The 19,139-nt window shown below is 51.4% G+C and carries 16 protein-coding genes; 15 read left to right on the top strand and 1 reads right to left on the bottom strand.

The annotated features are described in order from the left end of the window. The 15 genes from QJ036_RS10120 to QJ036_RS10050 all read left to right on the top strand — a co-directional run bounded on the left by QJ036_RS10120 (nucleotide 1) and on the right by QJ036_RS10050 (nucleotide 17,301). Nucleotides 1–1,164: a bifunctional chorismate mutase/prephenate dehydratase gene (locus tag QJ036_RS10120; protein ID WP_283231270.1), complete on the top strand. Its 1,164-nt coding sequence runs from the start codon at nucleotides 1–3 to the stop codon at nucleotides 1,162–1,164. Then, complete coding sequence (locus QJ036_RS10115) at nucleotides 1,151–2,422, top strand: ATP-binding protein (RefSeq protein WP_283231269.1); 1,272 nt, start codon at nucleotides 1,151–1,153, stop codon at nucleotides 2,420–2,422. Before QJ036_RS10120 ends, QJ036_RS10115 begins: the two co-directional genes overlap by 14 nt. A 22-nt stretch (nucleotides 2,423–2,444) precedes the next feature. Further along, entirely contained in the window at nucleotides 2,445–3,971 is a 1,527-nt protein-coding gene (locus QJ036_RS10110) for a Ppx/GppA phosphatase family protein (RefSeq protein WP_283231268.1), read from the top strand. A 2-nt stretch (nucleotides 3,972–3,973) separates the two neighbouring features. Then, entirely contained in the window at nucleotides 3,974–6,124 is a 2,151-nt protein-coding gene (locus QJ036_RS10105) for an RNA degradosome polyphosphate kinase (protein ID WP_283231267.1), read from the top strand. A 267-nt stretch (nucleotides 6,125–6,391) separates the two neighbouring features. Further along, entirely contained in the window at nucleotides 6,392–7,624 is a 1,233-nt protein-coding gene (locus QJ036_RS10100; RefSeq protein ID WP_283231266.1) for a dicarboxylate/amino acid:cation symporter, read from the top strand. Nucleotides 7,625–7,838: 214 nt separating this feature from the next. Continuing rightward, the gene (locus tag QJ036_RS10095; protein WP_331487525.1) at nucleotides 7,839–8,333 is read left to right on the top strand and encodes a Na+/H+ antiporter subunit E; all 495 of its coding nucleotides are present in this window, start codon (nucleotides 7,839–7,841) and stop codon (nucleotides 8,331–8,333) included. Then, complete coding sequence (locus QJ036_RS10090; protein ID WP_283231264.1) at nucleotides 8,330–8,713, top strand: MrpF/PhaF family protein; 384 nt, start codon at nucleotides 8,330–8,332, stop codon at nucleotides 8,711–8,713. Before QJ036_RS10095 ends, QJ036_RS10090 begins: the two co-directional genes overlap by 4 nt. Then, nucleotides 8,713–9,087: a cation:proton antiporter gene (locus QJ036_RS10085; protein ID WP_283231263.1), complete on the top strand. Its 375-nt coding sequence runs from the start codon at nucleotides 8,713–8,715 to the stop codon at nucleotides 9,085–9,087. The genes QJ036_RS10090 and QJ036_RS10085 overlap by 1 nt, the downstream gene beginning before the upstream one ends. Next, on the top strand, nucleotides 9,084–9,350 hold the full coding sequence (locus QJ036_RS10080; protein ID WP_283231262.1) for a hydrogenase subunit MbhD domain-containing protein: 267 nt from the start codon (nucleotides 9,084–9,086) through the stop codon (nucleotides 9,348–9,350). The genes QJ036_RS10085 and QJ036_RS10080 overlap by 4 nt, the downstream gene beginning before the upstream one ends. Beyond that, complete coding sequence (gene mbhE, locus QJ036_RS10075) at nucleotides 9,331–10,287, top strand: hydrogen gas-evolving membrane-bound hydrogenase subunit E (protein ID WP_283231261.1); 957 nt, start codon at nucleotides 9,331–9,333, stop codon at nucleotides 10,285–10,287. The genes QJ036_RS10080 and mbhE overlap by 20 nt, the downstream gene beginning before the upstream one ends. A 2-nt stretch (nucleotides 10,288–10,289) precedes the next feature. Next, nucleotides 10,290–10,664, top strand: coding sequence for a sodium:proton antiporter (locus QJ036_RS10070; RefSeq protein ID WP_283231260.1), 375 nt, complete (start codon nucleotides 10,290–10,292; stop codon nucleotides 10,662–10,664). Continuing rightward, entirely contained in the window at nucleotides 10,664–12,154 is a 1,491-nt protein-coding gene (locus tag QJ036_RS10065) for a complex I subunit 5 family protein (RefSeq protein ID WP_283231259.1), read from the top strand. The genes QJ036_RS10070 and QJ036_RS10065 overlap by 1 nt, the downstream gene beginning before the upstream one ends. 12 nt (nucleotides 12,155–12,166) lie before the next feature. Then, entirely contained in the window at nucleotides 12,167–13,648 is a 1,482-nt protein-coding gene (locus QJ036_RS10060; RefSeq protein WP_283231258.1) for a complex I subunit 5 family protein, read from the top strand. A gap of 15 nt (nucleotides 13,649–13,663) precedes the next feature. After that, entirely contained in the window at nucleotides 13,664–15,148 is a 1,485-nt protein-coding gene (locus QJ036_RS10055; protein WP_283231257.1) for a complex I subunit 5 family protein, read from the top strand. Further along, nucleotides 15,145–17,301 carry a complex I subunit 5 family protein gene (locus QJ036_RS10050; RefSeq protein WP_283231256.1) on the top strand — a complete coding sequence of 719 codons (2,157 nt, stop codon included), beginning with the start codon at nucleotides 15,145–15,147 and terminating at the stop codon, nucleotides 17,299–17,301. The genes QJ036_RS10055 and QJ036_RS10050 overlap by 4 nt, the downstream gene beginning before the upstream one ends. A 58-nt stretch (nucleotides 17,302–17,359) precedes the next feature. Here QJ036_RS10050 and QJ036_RS10045 read toward each other — a convergent pair whose 3' ends face one another. Then, nucleotides 17,360–19,000, bottom strand: coding sequence for an ABC-F family ATP-binding cassette domain-containing protein (locus tag QJ036_RS10045; RefSeq protein ID WP_283231255.1), 1,641 nt, complete (start codon nucleotides 18,998–19,000; stop codon nucleotides 17,360–17,362). Between the last annotated feature and the right edge of the window lie 139 nt (nucleotides 19,001–19,139).

Genomic DNA, 19,139 nt, shown 5'->3' with positions numbered 1-19,139 from the left:
ATGGATTTAGGGGAAATCAGAAAAGAGATCGATGAAATAGACAAAAGTCTGGTGGAAAGTTTTGAAAAGCGGCTGGCTTTGTGCCGGGACGTGGCCGAGTACAAGATCAAAAGCGGCATGCAGGTCCTGGACCGGAAGCGGGAAGGGGAAAAGCTGGAGCAGGTGAGAAATATGGCCTCCTCGGATTTTAACCGTTACGGGATCAATGAGCTCTTTACCCAGATCATGTCCATCAGCCGCAAGCTTCAGTATCAACTTCTGGCGGACAAGGGAGTGATCACCGGACTTCCCTTTGAGATGGTGCCCAATCTGCAGAAATCCAGGGCGAAGGTGGTCTACCAGGGGGTGGAGGGCGCTTACAGCCATGCGGCGGCCCTTCAGTTTTTCGGAGAAAAGGCAAAACTGTTCAACGTCAAGACCTGGGATGATGCCATGAAGGCCATCTGCGCCGGTACGGCGGATTTTGCAGTCCTTCCCATCGAGAATTCCTCGGCGGGCAGCGTCGCCAATGTCTATGATCTTCTGGTGAAATTTGATAATTATATTGTGGGAGAGACCTATGTGAAGGTGGACCATGTGCTTCTTGGTCTGCCGGACGCGGAGATTTCCGATATTGAGATGGTTTATTCCCATCCCCAGGGGCTGATGCAGTGCAGCACCTATCTGGAGGAGCACAGGGAATGGAACACCTACAGCACCAGCAACACGGCGCTTTCAGCCAAGCGGGTGAAGGAGGAGGGCAATAAGGCCCACGCCGCCATCGCCAGTGAAATGGCAGGAGAGCTTTACGGACTTAAGATCCTGGACCGGAATGTGATGAACAATCGGGGAAATACCACCCGTTTTATAATCGTTGCCAGCAGAAAGCTTTATGAGGCCACTGCTAACAAGATCAGCGTCTGCTTCGAGACGAAGCACGAAAATGCGGCCCTCTACAATATGCTGTCCCATCTGACCTACAACGGCCTCAATATGTTAAAGCTGGAATCGAGACCGATCACAGGACGGCCCTGGGAATTCCGGTTCTTTGTGGATTTTGAGGGAAATCTGGGAGATGCGGGGGTCAAAAACGCCCTTCGGGGCATCCTGGAGGAAGCCAATTACTTCCGGATCTTAGGCAATTATTATACAGACAAGGGAAAAAGTGTTTATGAAAATAAATGAACTGATCTTATACAGAGAAGCGGCACATAAGGATATTCTGGAGCATATGACCGCTCTCATGGAGGGTACGGAAGAGAATCGTCCGGATCCCTATGAAACCGCCGGAGCCCTGGTGGAATTTTCCGCTGCCCATGGCTTCAGGGGGAATCTCTGGCACAGTTTGCTGGCTTATGTGCTGGCGACCAATGAAAATGCCTTCAGCACTGCCTGCGAGATCCGGGGACAGGTGAAGGGAACCATCAACGAGCTGGCGCTCCACGACTTTGTCATCTTCAAGGAATGGTTTGATTATGATCTGGATGAGCTGGATAAGGCTGCGGGGTGCTCGGTTTTCCGTCTTCTTACGCATTATGAGAGCACCGGTACCCACAGCAAGATCTTCAACAGGAGGATCCGCGACAACATCCAGAGTCTTGCCGAAGAGCTGGCAGAGGCAGAGACGACAGACCAGTGGCTTTCCATCATCACGGATTTTTACCGCCGCTTCGGTGTGGGGAAATTTGGTCTTCACAAGGCATTTCGGGTAGAGCGGAAAGACGAACAGACCGTCATCGTTCCCATCAAGAACATTGAGCATGTCTATCTGGATGATCTGATCGGCTATGAGCTGCAGAAGCAGAAGCTGATCGAGAATACGGAAGCCTTTGTGGAGGGAAGGGAGGCCAACAACTGTCTGTTATTCGGAGACGCCGGGACGGGAAAATCCTCCAGCATCAAAGCAATCCTTCACAAATACTATGACAGGGGCCTTCGGATGATCGAGATCTACAAGCATCAGTTCAAGGATCTTTCCGAGGTCATCAGCCAGATCAAGAGCAGAAATTACAAATTCATTATTTATATGGACGATCTGTCCTTTGAGGAATTTGAGGTCGAATACAAGTACCTGAAGGCGGTCATTGAGGGCGGCCTGGAGGTGAAGCCGGGAAATGTGCTCATTTATGCCACCTCCAACAGGCGCCATCTGATTCGGGAAAACTTTTCCGACAAGGAGGAGACGCGGGTGGATATGCACACCTCCGATACGGTGCAGGAAAAGCTTTCTCTTTCCGCCCGGTTCGGCGTCACCATTTATTTCGGAAGGCCGGAGCCAAAGGAGTTTAAGCTGATCGTTACCACCCTGGCGAAGAGGGCCGGTATCGATATGCCGGAAGAAGAACTTCTTCTGGAGGCCAATAAGTGGGAGCTTTCCCACGGCGGAATTTCCGGCAGGACGGCAGTCCAGTTTATCACGTATCTGAAAGGAAAGAAACCATAAACAGGGGCAGGAGGTGGAGAAAATGGCAGTAACGACATTTGCGGCGATCGACGTGGGCTCGTATGAGCTGGAGCTGACCATTTACGAGATTTCTCCCAAGAAGGGAATCATACAGCTTGACAGGCTGAGAAAGGTCATCGGCCTGGGAAAGGATACCTACGACAGGGGCATCATAAGCTACGACAGAGTGGATGAAATGTGCAAGCTTCTTCACCGCTTCAAGGCGGTCATGGCCGAATATCAGGTGGATGATTACCGGGCCTGCGGCACCAGTGCCATCCGGGAGGCGGAAAACCGGGAGGTGGTCCTGGATCAGATCAAGGTCCGGACCGGCATTGAAATCGATGTTCTCAGCAATTCGGAGCAGCGGTTTTTATGCTACAAGGCCATTGCAGCCAAGGAAAACGAATTCAATAACATTATCCAGAAGGGCACGGCCATTGCCGAGGTTGGCTCCGGAAGCATGCAGATCTCCCTGTTTGACAAGGACGCCCTGGTAACGACGCAGAACCTGAAGCTGGGGGCCCTCCGGATCTATCAGATCCTCTCACGGATGGGAGGCACGGAGGCAGACAGAAAGCAGCTGGCCCAGGAGCTGATCGACAATGATATTGAGACCTTCCGGAAGCTGTTTTTAAAGGACAGAAATGTTAAGAACATCATTGCCACCGGTGTCTGTGCCATGTATCTGGGAAAGGGCGCCCATACGGACAAGCAGAGGATCACTACCCAGGAATTTCTGGATTTTTATAAGGATCTGCGGGAAATGAATGAGGAGCAGATCTCGGAGAAATATGATATCCCGTCGGAATTTGTCTCTCTTGTGGTGCCCGGTGCCATGGTTTACAAGCGGCTCATTGAGGTGACAGAAGCGGAGCTTTTGTGGCTTCCGGGAGTGCGCCTGGGAGACGGGATCGTGGCCGAGTTTGCGGAACAGAAAAAGCTGATCCACTTTGCCCACGATTTTTCCAGGGATATTCTGGTGGCAGCCAGAAACATCGCCAAGAGATATATGGGGGACAAGGAACATTCTGCTATCCTTGAGAAGAATGTGCTGAATATTTTTGACGGAATGAAGAAATACCATGGCCTGGGAAAACGGGAGCGGCTGCTTCTGCAGATCAGCGCCATTCTCCACGACTGCGGAAAATACATCAGCATGCGGACGCCGGGAGAGAGCGCCTACAATATCATCATGTCCACCGAGATCATCGGTGTTTCCCACAGGGAGCGGGAGATCATTGCCAATGTGGTGAAATACAATACCATGGAATTTGATTATTCTGCAGATTCTGTGACCCTGGACAAGGACATGCGGATCATCATTGCCAAGCTGACCGCCATTTTAAAGGTCGGAAATGCCATGGACAGAAGTCATAAACAGAAGTTTAAGGATGTGAGGGTGTCAGTCAAGGATCAGCAGATGTTTATTACCACGGCCTCTGCGGAGAATATTATGCTGGAAGAGAGCATGTTCTCAGAGAAAGCAGATTTCTTTGAAGAGGTTTACGGCATCCGGCCGGTGCTCAAGAAAAAGAAGGGAGTATGACGATGGCGGAAGGAAAAGAATTTCAGAAATATGAATATTTTCAGAACCGGGAGCTCTCCTGGCTCCAGTTCAACAATCGCGTTTTGGGGGAAGCCCGTGACAAGAGCAACCTTCTCTTTGAACGGCTGAAATTTCTGTCCATCACAGCCTCCAATCTGGATGAGTTTGTCATGGTCCGTGTCGCCTCCTTGAAGGACATGGTCTATGCCGATTATACAAAGAAGGATATTGCCGGTATGACGCCGGAGGAGCAGTTAAAGAAGATCGGTGAGGGGATGCACAGTCTGGTGGATGCCCAATATTCTACCTGGAACCGTTCTCTGTTTCCCCTGCTCAAAAAAGAGGGGATCGTTTTCGTGCCCCATCACGAGCTTCTGACGAAGGAGCAGGCCGCCTTTGTGGACGAATATTTTGAACAGGACATCTATCCGGTGGTGACTCCCATGGCGGTGGATTCTTCCCGGCCGTTTCCACTGATCCGCAATAAGACTCTGAATATTGCGGCTCTTCTCAAGAAGAAAAAGGGCGGAGAGGGAAAAGGAGAGCTGGAATTTGCTACGGTTCAGGTGCCCTCTGTGCTTCCGAGGATCGTGGAGCTTCCCGCCGCAGAGGACGGAACAAGGAGCGTTATACTTCTGGAGGAGATCATCGAGCGGAATATGAGCCGTCTCTTCCTCAATTACGATATTGTCTGTGCCCATCCCTATCGGATCATGCGGAATGCAGATCTTCCCATTGATGAGGAGGAGGCGGAGGATCTGTTAAAGGAGATCGAAAAGCAGTTAAAGCGCCGCCAGTGGGGCGAGGTGATCCGTCTGGAGGTGGAGGACACCGTCGACAAGCGCCTTTTGAAGATCCTGAAAAAAGAGCTTTCCATCAAGGATGACGTGATCTTCTATATCAACGGACCGCTGGATCTTACCTTCTTAATGAAGCTTTACGGCATGGAGGGCTTTGATCATTTAAAACAGAAAAAGTGGGTGCCGAAGCCGGTTCCGGAATTTGCCAACGACGATGACATTTTCACCAACATCCGGAAGGGAAATATTTTCCTTCATCATCCCTATGAATCCTTTGATCCGGTGGTGGATTTCGTAAAGCAGGCGGCATCGGATCCTCAGGTCCTGGCCATCAAGCAGACTCTGTACCGTGTCAGCGGCCATTCCCCCATTGTGGCGGCTCTGGCGAGAGCGGCGGAGAATGGAAAGCAGGTAACGGTCCTCGTGGAGCTGAAGGCCCGCTTTGACGAGGAGAACAATATCCTCTGGGCCAAGAAGCTGGAGCAGGCCGGCTGTCACGTGATCTACGGCCTTCTGGGCCTTAAGACTCACTGCAAGATCTGTCTTGTGGTCCGCAGAGAGGAGGACGGCATCCGCCGTTATGTCCATATGGCCACCGGAAATTACAACGATTCCACGGCAAAGCTGTACACGGATACCGGAATCATGACCTGCGACAGGGCCATCGGTGAGGATGCCAGCGCCGTGTTCAATATGCTGTCGGGCTATTCGGAGCCCCTTTCCTGGAATAAGCTTTCCCTGGCACCCCTGTGGCTCAAAAACCGGTTTGTGTCCCTCATTGAGCGGGAGATCAAATGGGTATCCAGGGGACATGAGGGAAGGATCATTGCGAAAATGAATTCCCTCTGTGATCCGGTGATCATCCAGACCCTGTATAAAGCTTCCGCGGCAGGGGTAAAGATCGATCTGATCGTCCGGGGTATCTGCTGTCTGAAAACCGGGATCCCCGGTGTCAGCGAGAATATTTCCGTCCGCTCCATCGTGGGGACCTTCCTGGAACACAGCCGCATTTTCTATTTTGAAAACGGCGGCAATTATGAGATCTATATGGGAAGCGCCGACTGGATGCCGAGAAATCTGGACCGCCGGGTGGAGCTTCTGTTCCCGGTGGAGGTGGAGGAAAATAAGGAAAAAGCTCTTCACATCCTGCTTGCAGAGCTGGCTGACAATGTCCGGGCCCATATGCTGCTGCCCGACGGTACCTATGAAAAACCGGACAAACGGGGAAAGGTACTGGTGGACTCTCAGGAGGTATTCTGCAAAGAGGCGGAGGAGACTGCAAAGCAGCTGGCAAAGGATAAGGCGGCATCCACAGAGGGGCGGATCTTTATCCCGAGGGAGAGTCCGGAATAAAAGGAGGAGCATATGCGGGCGGAAAAGCGCCGGAAACTGAGACAGAAAATACGGGAGGAGGCTTTTAAGCCTTCCTCCCGTATTTTTGATGCGCGACGAAGAATAAAATTGTGTACTGTCGACAGTATATTATTGGATAAGCAATGAAAAAAAAGAAATTTAGATTATTTATTCAAAATTTACAAAAAATGGTTGCAAAAGAACTAAAAATTGTATATGATATACATATGTTAAATACACCGTAATACGGTCAAAGGGGGTTTTATTATGAGTGGAAAGAAAAAACTTGCGTTACCGATTCAAATCTTTATCGGCCTGGCTCTTGGTATCATCGCAGGCTTGTGTTTTATGGGGGCACCGGATATTGCGGTGAAGTACATAAAACCGTTTGGTACGATCTTCCTGAACCTGATTAAGTTCATTGTCGTACCGATCGTGTTCTTCTCCATCATCTGCGGCGTTATTTCCATGAAAGATATCCGCAAGGTGGGGAGCATCGGCGCAAAGACGGTTGTATATTATCTCTGTACGACAGCATTTGCCATCGTGATCGGCCTTATTTTTGCGAATATTTTCAAAGGTGCATTCCCGGTTCTGGAGGTTTCCGGACTGGAGTATGAAGCAAAGGAAGCTCCCAGCATCATGGATACCATCGTGGCGATCTTCCCCAGCAACATCATTTCGCCTTTTGCAAACGCAACTATGCTGCAGGTTATCGTGGCATCCCTGTTCTTTGGTTTCGGCATTATCCTTGCCGGTGACAAGGGCAAATCATTCGGAAGCTTTATGGAGAGTGCAAACGAAGTATCCATGAAGATCATGTCCTTTATCATCGCACTGAGCCCTATCGGTGTATTCTGCCTGATTACTCCCGTTGTGGCTGAGAATGGCCCGAAGATCCTGGGAAGCCTGGCAATCGTACTTTTAGTTGCTTATCTGTGCTACATCATCCATGCAGTGGTAGTTTACTCCTCAACAGTGAAGCTGATGGGCGGCGTGAGCCCCATCAAGTTCTTCAAGGGCATGCTGCCTGCCATGATCATGGCTTTCTCCAGTTCCTCATCTGTAGGAGCTCTGCCCTTGAACATTGAGTGTTCCGAGAAGCTTGGTGCAAGAAAGGATATTGCAGCCTTTACGCTTCCTCTCGGTGCGACCATCAACATGGACGGTACTGCTATCTATCAGGGTGTCTGCGCGATCTTTATCGCTTCCTGCTTCGGTATCTCACTGACACTGCCTCAGCAGCTGACCATCATCCTGACAGCTACTCTTGCATCCATCGGAACCGCAGGTGTGCCCGGTGCCGGCATGATCATGCTGGCTATGGTGCTTCAGAGTGTCGGCCTGCCTGTGGAAGGTATCGCGCTTGTTGCCGGTGTTGACCGTATCTTCGATATGGGCCGTACTACCGTTAATATCACCGGTGACGCTGCCTGCGCACTGATCGTGACGAAGATGGAAGAAAAGAAAGAGGCAAAGAGAGGAGCAAAGAAAGCGTAAGCGCTTTCACTGCACTGAGGGAAAAAGAGTATCCTGATATAAAGCAATCTCAGAAAATCAGCTGACCCGCCGGAGGTTACAGACCCGGCGGGTCAGATTTTTATGGCGTAGTGTGCTTGATCGGAACGTAAGCTTCCGACCAGGAAAATTTTTGTCAGGTCTTGCATTTTCAAAAAAATGGGTTTATACTCTATTGGGTTTTGGGGCAGACATCATGGGGACTACTGGAAGGAGTACGCTCGAAATGTATTTTTTATTTCTTATTTTCTGGATTATTTTGAATGGAAGATTTACTTTGGAAATCCTTTTGTTCGGACTTGTCATCTCGGCAGTGGTATATGCGTTTATCTGCCGGTTCATGGGATATAGTCCGAGAAAGGATTTTTTTCTGTTCCGGAATCTGATTTTGCTTCTTACCTTTGCCGGAGTTTTGGTGAAAGAGATTGCCAGGGCCAATTTAAGCGTCCTGAAGCTCATTTTGTCCCCCAAATATGAACCGGAGCCGGCGCTCATCTATTTCAGGACAGATCTCAAGTATGGCGTCAGCCGGGTACTTCTGGCAAATTCGATTACCCTGACACCGGGAACCATTACCGTCTCCGTGGTGGGAGATGAGTTCTGCGTCCATTGTCTTGATAAGGAATTTGCCAAAGGGATAGCCGATTCGGATTTTGTGAAGCTTTTGCGGAGAATGGAGGCGGGACGATGACGGAGAATTATTTTGAAGGAGTGCTGTTAGGAACCATGATGGTATTGGCAGTGTTGATGCTGGCGGCTATTATCCGCTCCGTGAGAGGACCGAAGGTGGCGGACCGGGTCATTGCCGTCAATATGCTCGGAACCATTACCATTGTGCTGATCGCTGTCTTGTCAGTGTATCTGAAGGAAAGCTACCTGGTGGATGTATGTCTGATCTACGCCATGATCAGTTTTCTGGCGGTGGTAGTCCTGACAAAGGTCTACACGGGGATCTATCTGGAAAAGAAGGGTATTCGGGGAGACAAGGCAGCTATCGAGGATAATCTGGAGCATCAGGAAAAACTCGAGTATCAGGAAAATACAAAGCCAGAGCGCAGGGAGGAACAGTAATGGAATGGATACAGTTTGGCGTTTCCGCAGCTTTTCTTTTTTCGGGACTTTTCATGTTTATAACAGCAGCTATCGGAGTGAATCGGTTTCGGCGTGCATTAAACAGAATCCATGCGGCAGCTCTGGGAGACACACTGGGGATTCTGTTTATGATTCTGGGACTTGTCATCTGGAATGGATTCGGTTTTGCTTCACTGAAGCTGCTCTTGGTCGTGCTCTTTTTTTGGATTGCCAGTCCTGTGGCAGGTCATATGATCAGCCGTCTGGAGGTAACGACAGATAAGGATCTGGGTGAGATCGAAGTAAAGAGGCTGGAATCCGGACAGGATGAGATGCCTTTGACAGAAAACAGGAAAACGGAGGAACGATCATGAGGATCTTTGAACTTTGCCTTCTGCTTGGGCTGATCATCTGTGCGCTGGCAGTCAGCTTTACGAAGAGGCTTCTGACCTCGATCATTATATATATGTCCTACAGCTCGATCATGGCTGTGATCTGGGTCATTTTACAATCACCTGATCTGGCGGTCACGGAGGCGGCGGTGGGAGCCGGCGTCACCAGCCTTCTGTTTTTTGTAACGTTGAAAAAGATCCGGGCCATCAAGGAGGAAAATCGGGATGAGCAGACTGAAGAATAATTACGAAAACAGCCGGTTTCACAGATTTGAAGCCTGGATGGCAGGCGATACGGATATTCTGAAGGGAAAGCTGGAGATCAGAAGGCCGGAGGAACCGGAAGAGCAGGAGATCGAGCTGGACGAAACGAAAATCAATGCGGCAGTCTATGATATGGTTCATAACAGAGAGCTTCGGGCTTTCCGGATCCTGTACCGTCTGGCTTCTGTGATCCTCTGCCTGACGCTGATCGCCGTTCTTCTCTGGACGGTGGTTTATCTTCCAAAATTCGGGGAACCGGACAATCCCATCAACAACGAGGTTTCGGCCCGGTATATCGAAAAGGGCGTGGAGGAGACGGGGGCAACCAATTTTGTCACCGGCATGATTCTGGATTACAGAGCCTTCGACACCTTTGGCGAATCCTGCGTGCTGTTTATTGCGGCCACCTGCGTTCAGGTGCTTCTCAGACTGGATGATTCCGGCAGCAGAGAAAAGCAGAAAAAGAAGCGGGCAGAGGAAAATGACAGGATCTATGAGCCGAAGAACGATCTGATCCTGCAGAAGGTCTCCTGTGTGCTGGTGCCTCTGCTCTTCATTTTCGGCATTTACATTATCTTAAACGGTCATCTGTCTCCCGGAGGCGGATTTTCCGGCGGGGCTGTCATTGGTTCCGGCCTGATCCTTTATCTGAATGCCTTCGGCTTCAAAAAGACTGAGCGGTTTTTTACGGACAGGACCTTCCGGCGCATCACCCTTGCGGCCCTGACCTTCTACTGTCTGGCGAAAAGCTATTCCTTTTTCACCGGAGCCAATCATCTGGAAAGCGGTATTCCTCTGGGAACGCCGGGAGCGATACTTTCCAGCGGCCTGATCCTGCCCTTGAATATCTGCGTGGGGCTGGTGGTGGCCTGTACCATGTATGCGTTTTATACCCTGTTTCGGAAGGGAGGAATGTGAGCATGCTTTCACATCTTGCAGCAAATATGGAGGAGACCGTATCCATGATCTTATTCGGCATCGGTTTTACGACCCTTCTTCTCCATAAAAATCTGATCAAGAAGATCATCGGCATGAATATCATGGACACCGCAGTCTATCTGTTCCTTGCGGCGAAGGGATATATTCACGGCAGGATGGTTCCGATCCTGACCGATGGGATCACGGATGCCTCCGCCTATACCAATCCGATCCCGGATGGGCTGGTACTGACGGGAATCGTTGTTTCCGTCAGCGTGACGGCACTGATGCTGTCACTGACGATCCGTCTTTACAGACGGTACGGTTCTCTGGATTTGGATGAGATCGTCATGGAATGGCGGAAGGAGGAGCGGTAATGGACTTTATCCGGAATTTTCCGTTTTTTTCTATTATACTGGCCATGTTCTGCGGCATTCTCTCCTCAGTACTGAAGGGAAAGCAGGCAAGGAATCTGTGTTTGTTCATGGTAACGACTGTCATGCTGTTGTCCGGAGCGGTGCTCTGGTATACCACTAAGGCCGGAAGCTTCATCTATATGATGGGACATTTCCCGGCGCCCTGGGGGAATGAGATCAGGGCCGGAGTGCTGGAGGCGCTGACGGCAGTGTTTTTTGCGGTCATCCTGTTTTTGTCTCTGCTGGGCGGCATGAAGCACATTTTTTTCGATGTGGAGGAGACAAAGACCAATCTGTTTTTTATCCTTGTGGATCTTCTGATGAGTTCCCTGCTGGCGCTCATTTACACCAACGATCTGTTCACCGCCTATGTGTTCGTGGAGATCAACACCATCGCTGCCTGCGGTCTGATCATGATCAAGCAGGACGGTCACGGGATCGTGGCGGCCATCCGCTATATGGTCATGAGCCTTTTGGGATCCGGTATGTTTCTGATCTCTCTGAGTATGCTTTACGATATCACCGGGCAGCTTCTGATGGAGCCGGCGGGAGAGGCAGTCGCCTCTCTGGTGTCATCCGGTCAGTACCGGGTTCCGCTTCTTGTGGTCATTGCGCTCATGTCGGTGGGACTTGCCATCAAGAGCGGCCTTTATCCCTTTCATTCCTGGATACCGGAGACTTACGGCTATGCCACACCGGCAGCCAGTGCCATTTTGTCAAGCCTTGTGTCCAAGGGATATATTTTTCTGCTGATCAAGATCTTTTACCGGGTGCTGGGATATCAGGCCATGGTGCAGACCGGGATCACCAATGTGCTCTTTGGGTTTGGCCTCATCGGAATGATCATGGGCTCGGTCAAGGCCATTCAGGAAACGGACACCAGAAAGATGATCGCCTATTCCTCGGTGGCACAGATCGGTTACATCTACATGGGCATCGGCCTGGGGACAAGGGCCGGAATGGTGGCAGCAGTCTTTCATATTTTCACCCATGCGGCTACAAAGTCGTTACTGTTTATCAGCGCGGTAGGTCTGTATGAGGTGTCAGGAGGGAAGAGTGATTATCTGAGTCTCCGCGGATCCGGATACAGAAATAGGACGGCGGGGCTGGCCTTTGCGGTGGGAAGTCTTTCCATGGTTGGATTCCCCATGCTGGCCGGGTTTATCTCAAAGCTTCTTTTTGCCACGGCGGCGGTGCAGAGCCCTGCCAAGATGTTCTTTACGATTCTGGGGCTGGCGCTCAGCACGACCCTGAACGCCATTTACTTCCTGCGCCTTGTCATCAGCATTTATTCTCCGGCAGAGCGGGAATATGGGGAAGAGGTTTCTTTCCTGGCATCCAGGAAGCTGAAGGCAGCATCCTTTCTGTTTATCGTTGTAAATCTGGTGTTGGGGCTTTTTTCCCAGCCTATTGTGGACGCCATCGGTGTCGGTCTGAATCAGTTTATCTAGTTGGAGGAAATTATGGAACAAGATTATTTACTGCTTCTTCCTGTCTTTTTCCCGATCACAGCCGGGCTTTTCACGGCGATCTTTTTCCGGGCAAAGGACAGAAGGAAGGCAATGACTGTGTTGGTTTCTGTTTCGTTGGTCCTGGAGCTCCTTCTGACGTTGCTCTGTCTGATGCGGCCGGATGGATTTTTGTCTCTCTGGAGACTGACGGATACACTGGAAGTCGCATTTGCCGTGGACAGCATGTCCCGGATCTTTTCCGGTCTGGCGGCAGCCGTCTGGCTGCTTGTGGGGATCTTTGCCTTTTCCTATATGAAGGAAGAGGATCATCAGGGGCTGTTTTTCGGCTTTTATCTGATGGTGGAGGGATCTCTGGCTGCCCAGTGCTTTGCGGCAAACCTGGTCACCTATTATGTGTCCTTTGAGCTTATGACACTGACATCGCTTCCTCTCGTACTCCAGGAACGGACGAAGGAGGCGATCATGGCCGGGCTCAAATATCTGTTTTATTCGGTGGCCGGCGCTTTTATGGCGCTTTTCGGAATTTTCTTCCTGGCCGGCTTCGGCGGGATCGGTACCTTTGCACCGGGAGGGATCCTGGATGGGACGAAAGTGGTTGGCCATGAAGGCCTTCTTCTGGCATCTTCTTTCCTCATGATCCTGGGCTTCGGCACAAAGGCCGGTATGTTCCCTCTGCATGGATGGCTGCCGACGGCTCATCCCGAGGCGCCTGCTCCTGCCAGTGCAGTCCTCTCCGGCGTGATCACAAAGATGGGCGTACTGGCTATCATCCGTACGGTATACTATGTGGTGGGACCGGATTATCTAAAGGGAAGCTGGGTCCAGACGGTCTGGATGACGCTGGCTCTCATTACGGTTTTCATGGGCTCCATGCTGGCTTATTGTGAGAAGGTCATGAAGAAACGTCTGGCGTATTCCACAGTGAGCCAGGTATCTTATATTCTGTTTGGCCTGTCATTATTTAATAAGACGGCATTTATCGGTGCCATCGCCCATGTGATCTTCCATTCCCTTGTGAAGAATACCCTGTTTCTGGGGGCAGGCGCCATCATTCATCAGACCGGAAAACGGCTGATGACAGAACTTCGGGGTATCGGAAAGGAAATGCCCGTTGTGATCTGGTGCTTTACCCTGGTTTCCATCACCCTGGTGGGTATTCCTCCTACCAGCGGCTTTGTCAGCAAATGGTATCTGGCAACCGGGGCACTGGCTTCGGGAACCGGCGTCTTTTCCTGGCTGGGGCCGGTCGTTCTTCTGATCAGTGCCCTCTTAACAGCAGGATATCTTTTGCCGGTGACGATCCACGGATTTTTCCCCGGCGCGGATTTTGATTACAGCAGTCTCAAAAAACGGGAGCCTTCGCCTCTTATGACGGTGCCGATGCTCCTTATGACAGCAGGAGCGGTGCTTCTGGGGCTGTTCCCCGGCGTGGTGCTGGGGGCGGCTTCCAGAACAGCTTTGCTGCTGTTTTAAAGGGGAGGGTGCAGGATGAATCAATTACTGTTGATCGTGCCGGTACTCCTGCCGATCCTGGGCGGAGCCTTCATGCTCCGGTTTCCGGAAAGGGAGCCGAAGCTGCATCCCGTTCTGACGGAGTTTGTGGTGTGTACCGCCAGCGTGCTCATCTGGATTCTGCTTCTTACAGGCAGGGCGGACGAAAAGGGAGCAGTGCTGTTTTATCTGGCAGGAGATCTGAAGGTGTTTTTCCGGATGGACAGAATGGCAGCGGTGTTTGCCGGCCTGATATCTGTTTTATGGCCGTTCGCCACCCTCTATGCCTTTTCCTACATGGAGGGAGATAAGAGAGCGAGAAGCTTTTTTTCCTTTTATACCATGAGCTATGGGGTGACTCTGGGAATTGCCCTGTCGGGAAATCTGGTGACCCTGTATCTTTTTTATGAACTTTTGACGCTGGTGACGTTTCCTCTTGTGCTTCATGAAAAGACCTCAGAGGCCAGAAAGGCCAGCCGGAAATATCTGTATTATTCCATCGGAGGTGCAGCCTTTGCCTTTATGGGGCTGGTATTTGTGCTGATCTACGGAAGTACGACAGACTTTACCCTGGGCGGCGTCTTAAACAGCAGCATTCCCGGTTTCAATTTCAACGTGATCCTGTTCATGTATGTGCTGGCCTTCTTTGGATTTGGAGTCAAGGCGGCTCTGTTTCCGGTCCATGGCTGGCTTCCGGCGGCTTCCGTGGCACCGACGCCGGTGACAGCCCTTCTCCATGCGGCTGCCGTAGTCAAATCCGGTGCCTTTGCCATTATCCGCCTGACCTACTTTTGTTATGGGGCCGATTTCCTCAGAGGAACCTGGGCCCACTGGGTGGTGGCTGCTGCGGTACTTGTAACCATTGTGTACGGCTCCACCATGGCGGTGAAGGAGATCCATTGGAAGCGCCGTCTGGCTTATTCCACCATCAGCAATCTGTCCTACGTGCTTCTGGGAACGGTGATGATGAATCCGGCGGGAGTGACGGCGGCTTTAAGCCATATGGTGTTTCATGCACTTATGAAGATCACAGCCTTTTTCTGTGCCGGAGCGGTGATGCACAGAACCGGGAAGACTTATGTCTATGAACTGGACGGCCTGGGAAGGAAAATGCCGGTTACCTTTGCCTGTTTTACGGCAGTCGGGCTTTCCCTGATGGGAATTCCGCTGTTTGCAGGCTTTATCAGCAAGTGGAATATCGCGCAGGCGGCAGCAGAGGCCGGCGGTGTGATGGGAGTGCTGTCCATTTCCGTCCTTCTCTATTCTGCTCTCATGACCGGGATCTATATGCTGACGGTCACCGTTCGGGCATATGTTCCCGGGAAGGGCTTTGACGAAAAAAGCCTGGACGGCGTAAAGGAGGCGGACTGGAAAATGCTCGTTCCGATCGTCATTTTTACAGCGGTTATTGTTATACTGGGCCTTTATTCCGGTCCGCTTATGGGATTTCTTACGAAAGTAACGGGAGGCGGAAGCTTATGACAGGAAATATCCTTCTTTTACTTGTGATTATATGGCCGATGGCCGGGGCTTTGGCTGCCTGGCTCATCGGAAGAAAAACGAAAACGGGAAGGGATCTCTTTGCTGACGGGGTAACGGCGGCGGAGCTTATTCTTCTGGCGGTGCTTTTTGCCGGAGGAATTGGAGGAAGAGGCGGGTTTACGGAAACGGCCTTTTCCTGGCCCGGCTTCGGCGGCCTGGGACTTACGCTGAAGCTGGACGGATTCCGGATCCTTTACGGACTTATCGCAGCCTTTATGTGGTTTATGACGACTGTTTTTTCCAGAGAGTATTTTAAAAGCTACAGAAACAGAAACCGTTATTATCTGTTTATGTTGATGACTCTGGGAGCTGTGATGGGAGTGTTTTTGTCGGATGACCTTTACACGACCTTCCTCTTCTTTGAGATCATGTCCTTTACCTCTTATACCTGGGTGGCCCATGAAGAAAAGGAGGCGGCCATGAAGGCGGCCGGAACGTATCTGGCAGTAGCGGTCCTGGGAGGACTTGTGATGCTGATGGGGATCCTGCTTCTCTATCATCTGGCCGGAACGTTAAGTTTTGGAAAACTCCTTTCCGCCTGTGAGGCACTGCCTGCAGAAAGGCGTGGAACCCTGTATCTGGCAGGAGGGCTGATGGCATTCGGCTTTGGAGCGAAGGCCGGAATGTTTCCCCTTCATATCTGGCTTCCGAAGGCCCATCCGGTGGCGCCTGCCCCGGCCAGTGCTCTTCTGTCCGGCATGCTGACGAAAACAGGAATCTTCGGTATTCTGGTGGTAACGGCCAATCTCTTCCGTCATGACCCGGTTTGGGGTACCTGTATGTTTCTTCTGGGACTTGCCACCATGTTCGGAGGTGCTCTGCTGGCGGTGTTCTCCGTGGATCTGAAACGGACACTGGCATGTTCCTCTATGTCGCAGATCGGATTTATCCTGGTGGGAGTCGGAATGCAGGGGCTGCTGGGGGAGGAGAACGCCCTGGCGGTCCGGGGAACCATCCTTCACATGGTGAATCATTCCATGATCAAGCTGGTGTTGTTTATGGCAGCCGGTGTCATTTATATGAATCTGCATCGGCTGGATCTCAATGAGATCCGGGGGTTTGGCCGGAAAAAGCCGCTCCTTGCCTTCTGCTTTCTGACAGGGGCTCTGAGCATCGGCGGCATTCCTTTGTTCGGAGGCTATGTCAGCAAGACGCTGCTCCACGAAAGCATTGTGGAATACATCCACGGGACCGTTCTGGGACCGGCAGCTTTCTGGAAGGCTTCCGAGTGGATATTCCTTCTGTCGGGAGGAATGACGGTGGCCTATATGACGAAGCTGTTTGTCGCAGTGTTTGTGGAAAAGAATGCTGTGAGACAAAAGCAGTTTGACGAAATGACCCGGTACTGGAATGAAGAAAGCAGGGCGGCAGTGACCGTTTCCGCGCTGCTTCTTCTGCCCATGGGACTGTTCCCCGGGGCTGTCATGGATAAGCTTGCCGATCTGGGCCAGGCATTTTTACACGGAGAAAGTCCGGCTCATCCGGTCCGGTATTTTGCTGTCGGGAACCTGAAGGGAAGTATGATTTCGATTGCGATTGGGGTTGTGATCTATTTTGGATTCATTCGTACAGTCCTGATGGAGCGGGATGAGACCGGAAGAAAGGTCTATGTGGACCGGTGGCCGGCATGGCTGGATCTGGAGCAGCTTTTGTACCGGCCGGTGCTCCTTCGTTTCCTGCCCTGGCTGTTCGGAGGAATCTGCCGGATCCTGGATGAATACCTTTTGGGACCGGCGGTCAGAGGATTTATGGCAGTGACAGGATTCTTCTGCCGCCTTCTGGATCAGCTTACGGATTCCGTCATTCTGCTGGCAAGAAAGACCACCCACAGACAGACAGGGATCCACAGGGAGAAGCCCATCGGAGACCACCTGGCTTACAGCCTGGGACATTTTCTGGACGGCTGTATCCATATTGCCAACGGGACCTTTTTGAGAAAGCATCCGATACAAAAATCCTATGTCCGTGGGCTGGTGGAATTTGAGGAGGAGACCATCCGCACCAACCGGATCATTACGGGCAGCCTGTCCTTCGCTCTGCTTTTAGTCTGCGTCGGATTGTTGTTTGTGCTGATCTATTTGCTGTTTGTATAGAAAAAAGCGCCATACCGGGATTTCCCCGATGCGGCGCTTTTGTGCTTCGTGAATATTATTAATTATCTTCTGCGTCAGATTCTGACAGGCTGTAGCTCTTCTGGCGCTTTCTTGCCATCTCATCACTTTCCAGATATTCATCGTAGGTGGTGATCTTGTCAATGAGACCGCCGGGGGTGATCTCCATGATCCGGTTGGCCGTGGTCTGGACAAACTGGTGGTCATGGCAGGAGAACAGCACCACGCCGGGATACTTGATCAGGGCGTTGTTGAGGGCGGTGATGGACTCCATATCCAGATGGTTGGTGGGTTCGTCCAGAATCAGAATGTTGGTGGCCTGGATCATCATCTTGGACAGCTGGCAGCGGACCTTTTCTCCGCCGGAGAGCACCTTTACCTTCTTGACGCCGTCGTCGCCGGCAAAGAGCATCCGTCCCAGGAAACCGCGGACGTAGGTCACATCCTTCACCGGAGAGAACTGGGTCAGCCAGTCCACAATGGTCAGATCGTTGTCAAATTCATGGGTGTTGTCCTTGGCAAAATACGCCTGGGAGGTGGTGACGCCCCACTTGTAGGTACCTTCATCCGGCTCCATTTCCCCTGCCAGGATCTGGAAGAGGGTGGTCTTTGCAATTTCATCGGAGCCTACAAAGGCAACCTTGTCGTTTCTTCCGAGAATGAAGGAAATGTTGTCCAGCACCTTGACGCCGTCGATGGTCTTGGAAAGATTTTCCACTACCAGGACCTCATTGCCGATCTCACGCTCGGGACGGAAATCGATATAGGGGTATTTCCGGCTGGAGGGCTTGATCTCGTCCAGCTGGATCTTTTCCAGAGCGCGTTTTCTGGAGGTCGCCTGTTTGGATTTGGAAGCGTTGGCGGAGAACCGCTGGATGAAATCCTGCAGCTCCTTGATCTTTTCTTCCTTCTTTTTGTTGGCTTCCTTCATCTGCTTGATCATCAGCTGGCTGGACTCATACCAGAAGTCATAGTTGCCGGCGTAAAGCTGGATCTTTGCGTAATCGATGTCTGCGATGTGGGTGCAGACCTTATTCAGGAAATAACGGTCGTGGGATACCACGATGACGGTATTGTCAAAATTGATCAGGAACTCCTCCAGCCAGGCGATGGCATCCAGATCCAGATGGTTGGTGGGCTCATCGAGAAGGAGGATATCGGGATTGCCGAAGAGGGCCTGGGCAAGGAGCACCTTCACCTTGTCATTGCCTACCAGATCCTTCATGAGGGAGTAATGGAGCTCCGGGCCGACACCGAGACCGTTTAAAAGGGTGGCTGCGTCGGATTCTGCTTCCCAGCCGTTCATATTGGCAAATTCCGCTTCCAGCTCGGCGGCACGGATGCCGTCCTCGTCGGAGAAATCAGGCTTTGCATAGATGGCATCCTTTTCCTTCATGATCTCCACCAGACGGGGATTTCCCATCATAACGGTGTCGAGAACCACGCAGTCATCGTATTTGAAATGATCCTGCTGCAGGAAGGAGAGACGCTGGCCGGGAGTAATGACCACCTCGCCCTTGGTGGATTCCAGCTGGCCGGAAAGAATCTTAAGGAAGGTGGACTTTCCTGCGCCGTTGGCGCCGATGAGGCCGTAGCAGTTGCCTTCCGTGAATTTAATATTTACATCCTCAAAAAGAGCTTTTTTTCCGATGCGGAGTGTAATGTTGTTTGCACTAATCATAATAAATCCTTTCTTTGGAGGTTGGGGGTCAAAAGCCCGGTTTTCCGCCATTTTCGGCGGTATTGGGCACCAATGTTTATTTTACAGGAAAATACGTAATTTGCAAGCAAAAGTTTCGGTTGAACCGACATGGATGATA

This window comes from Fusibacillus kribbianus, assembly GCF_030053595.1.
In the GTDB taxonomy this organism is placed as follows: Bacteria; Bacillota; Clostridia; order Lachnospirales; family Lachnospiraceae; genus Lientehia; species Lientehia kribbiana.
The sequence above is the reverse complement of the archived record's forward strand: the minus strand, read 5'-3'. Positions and strand labels throughout refer to the sequence as shown.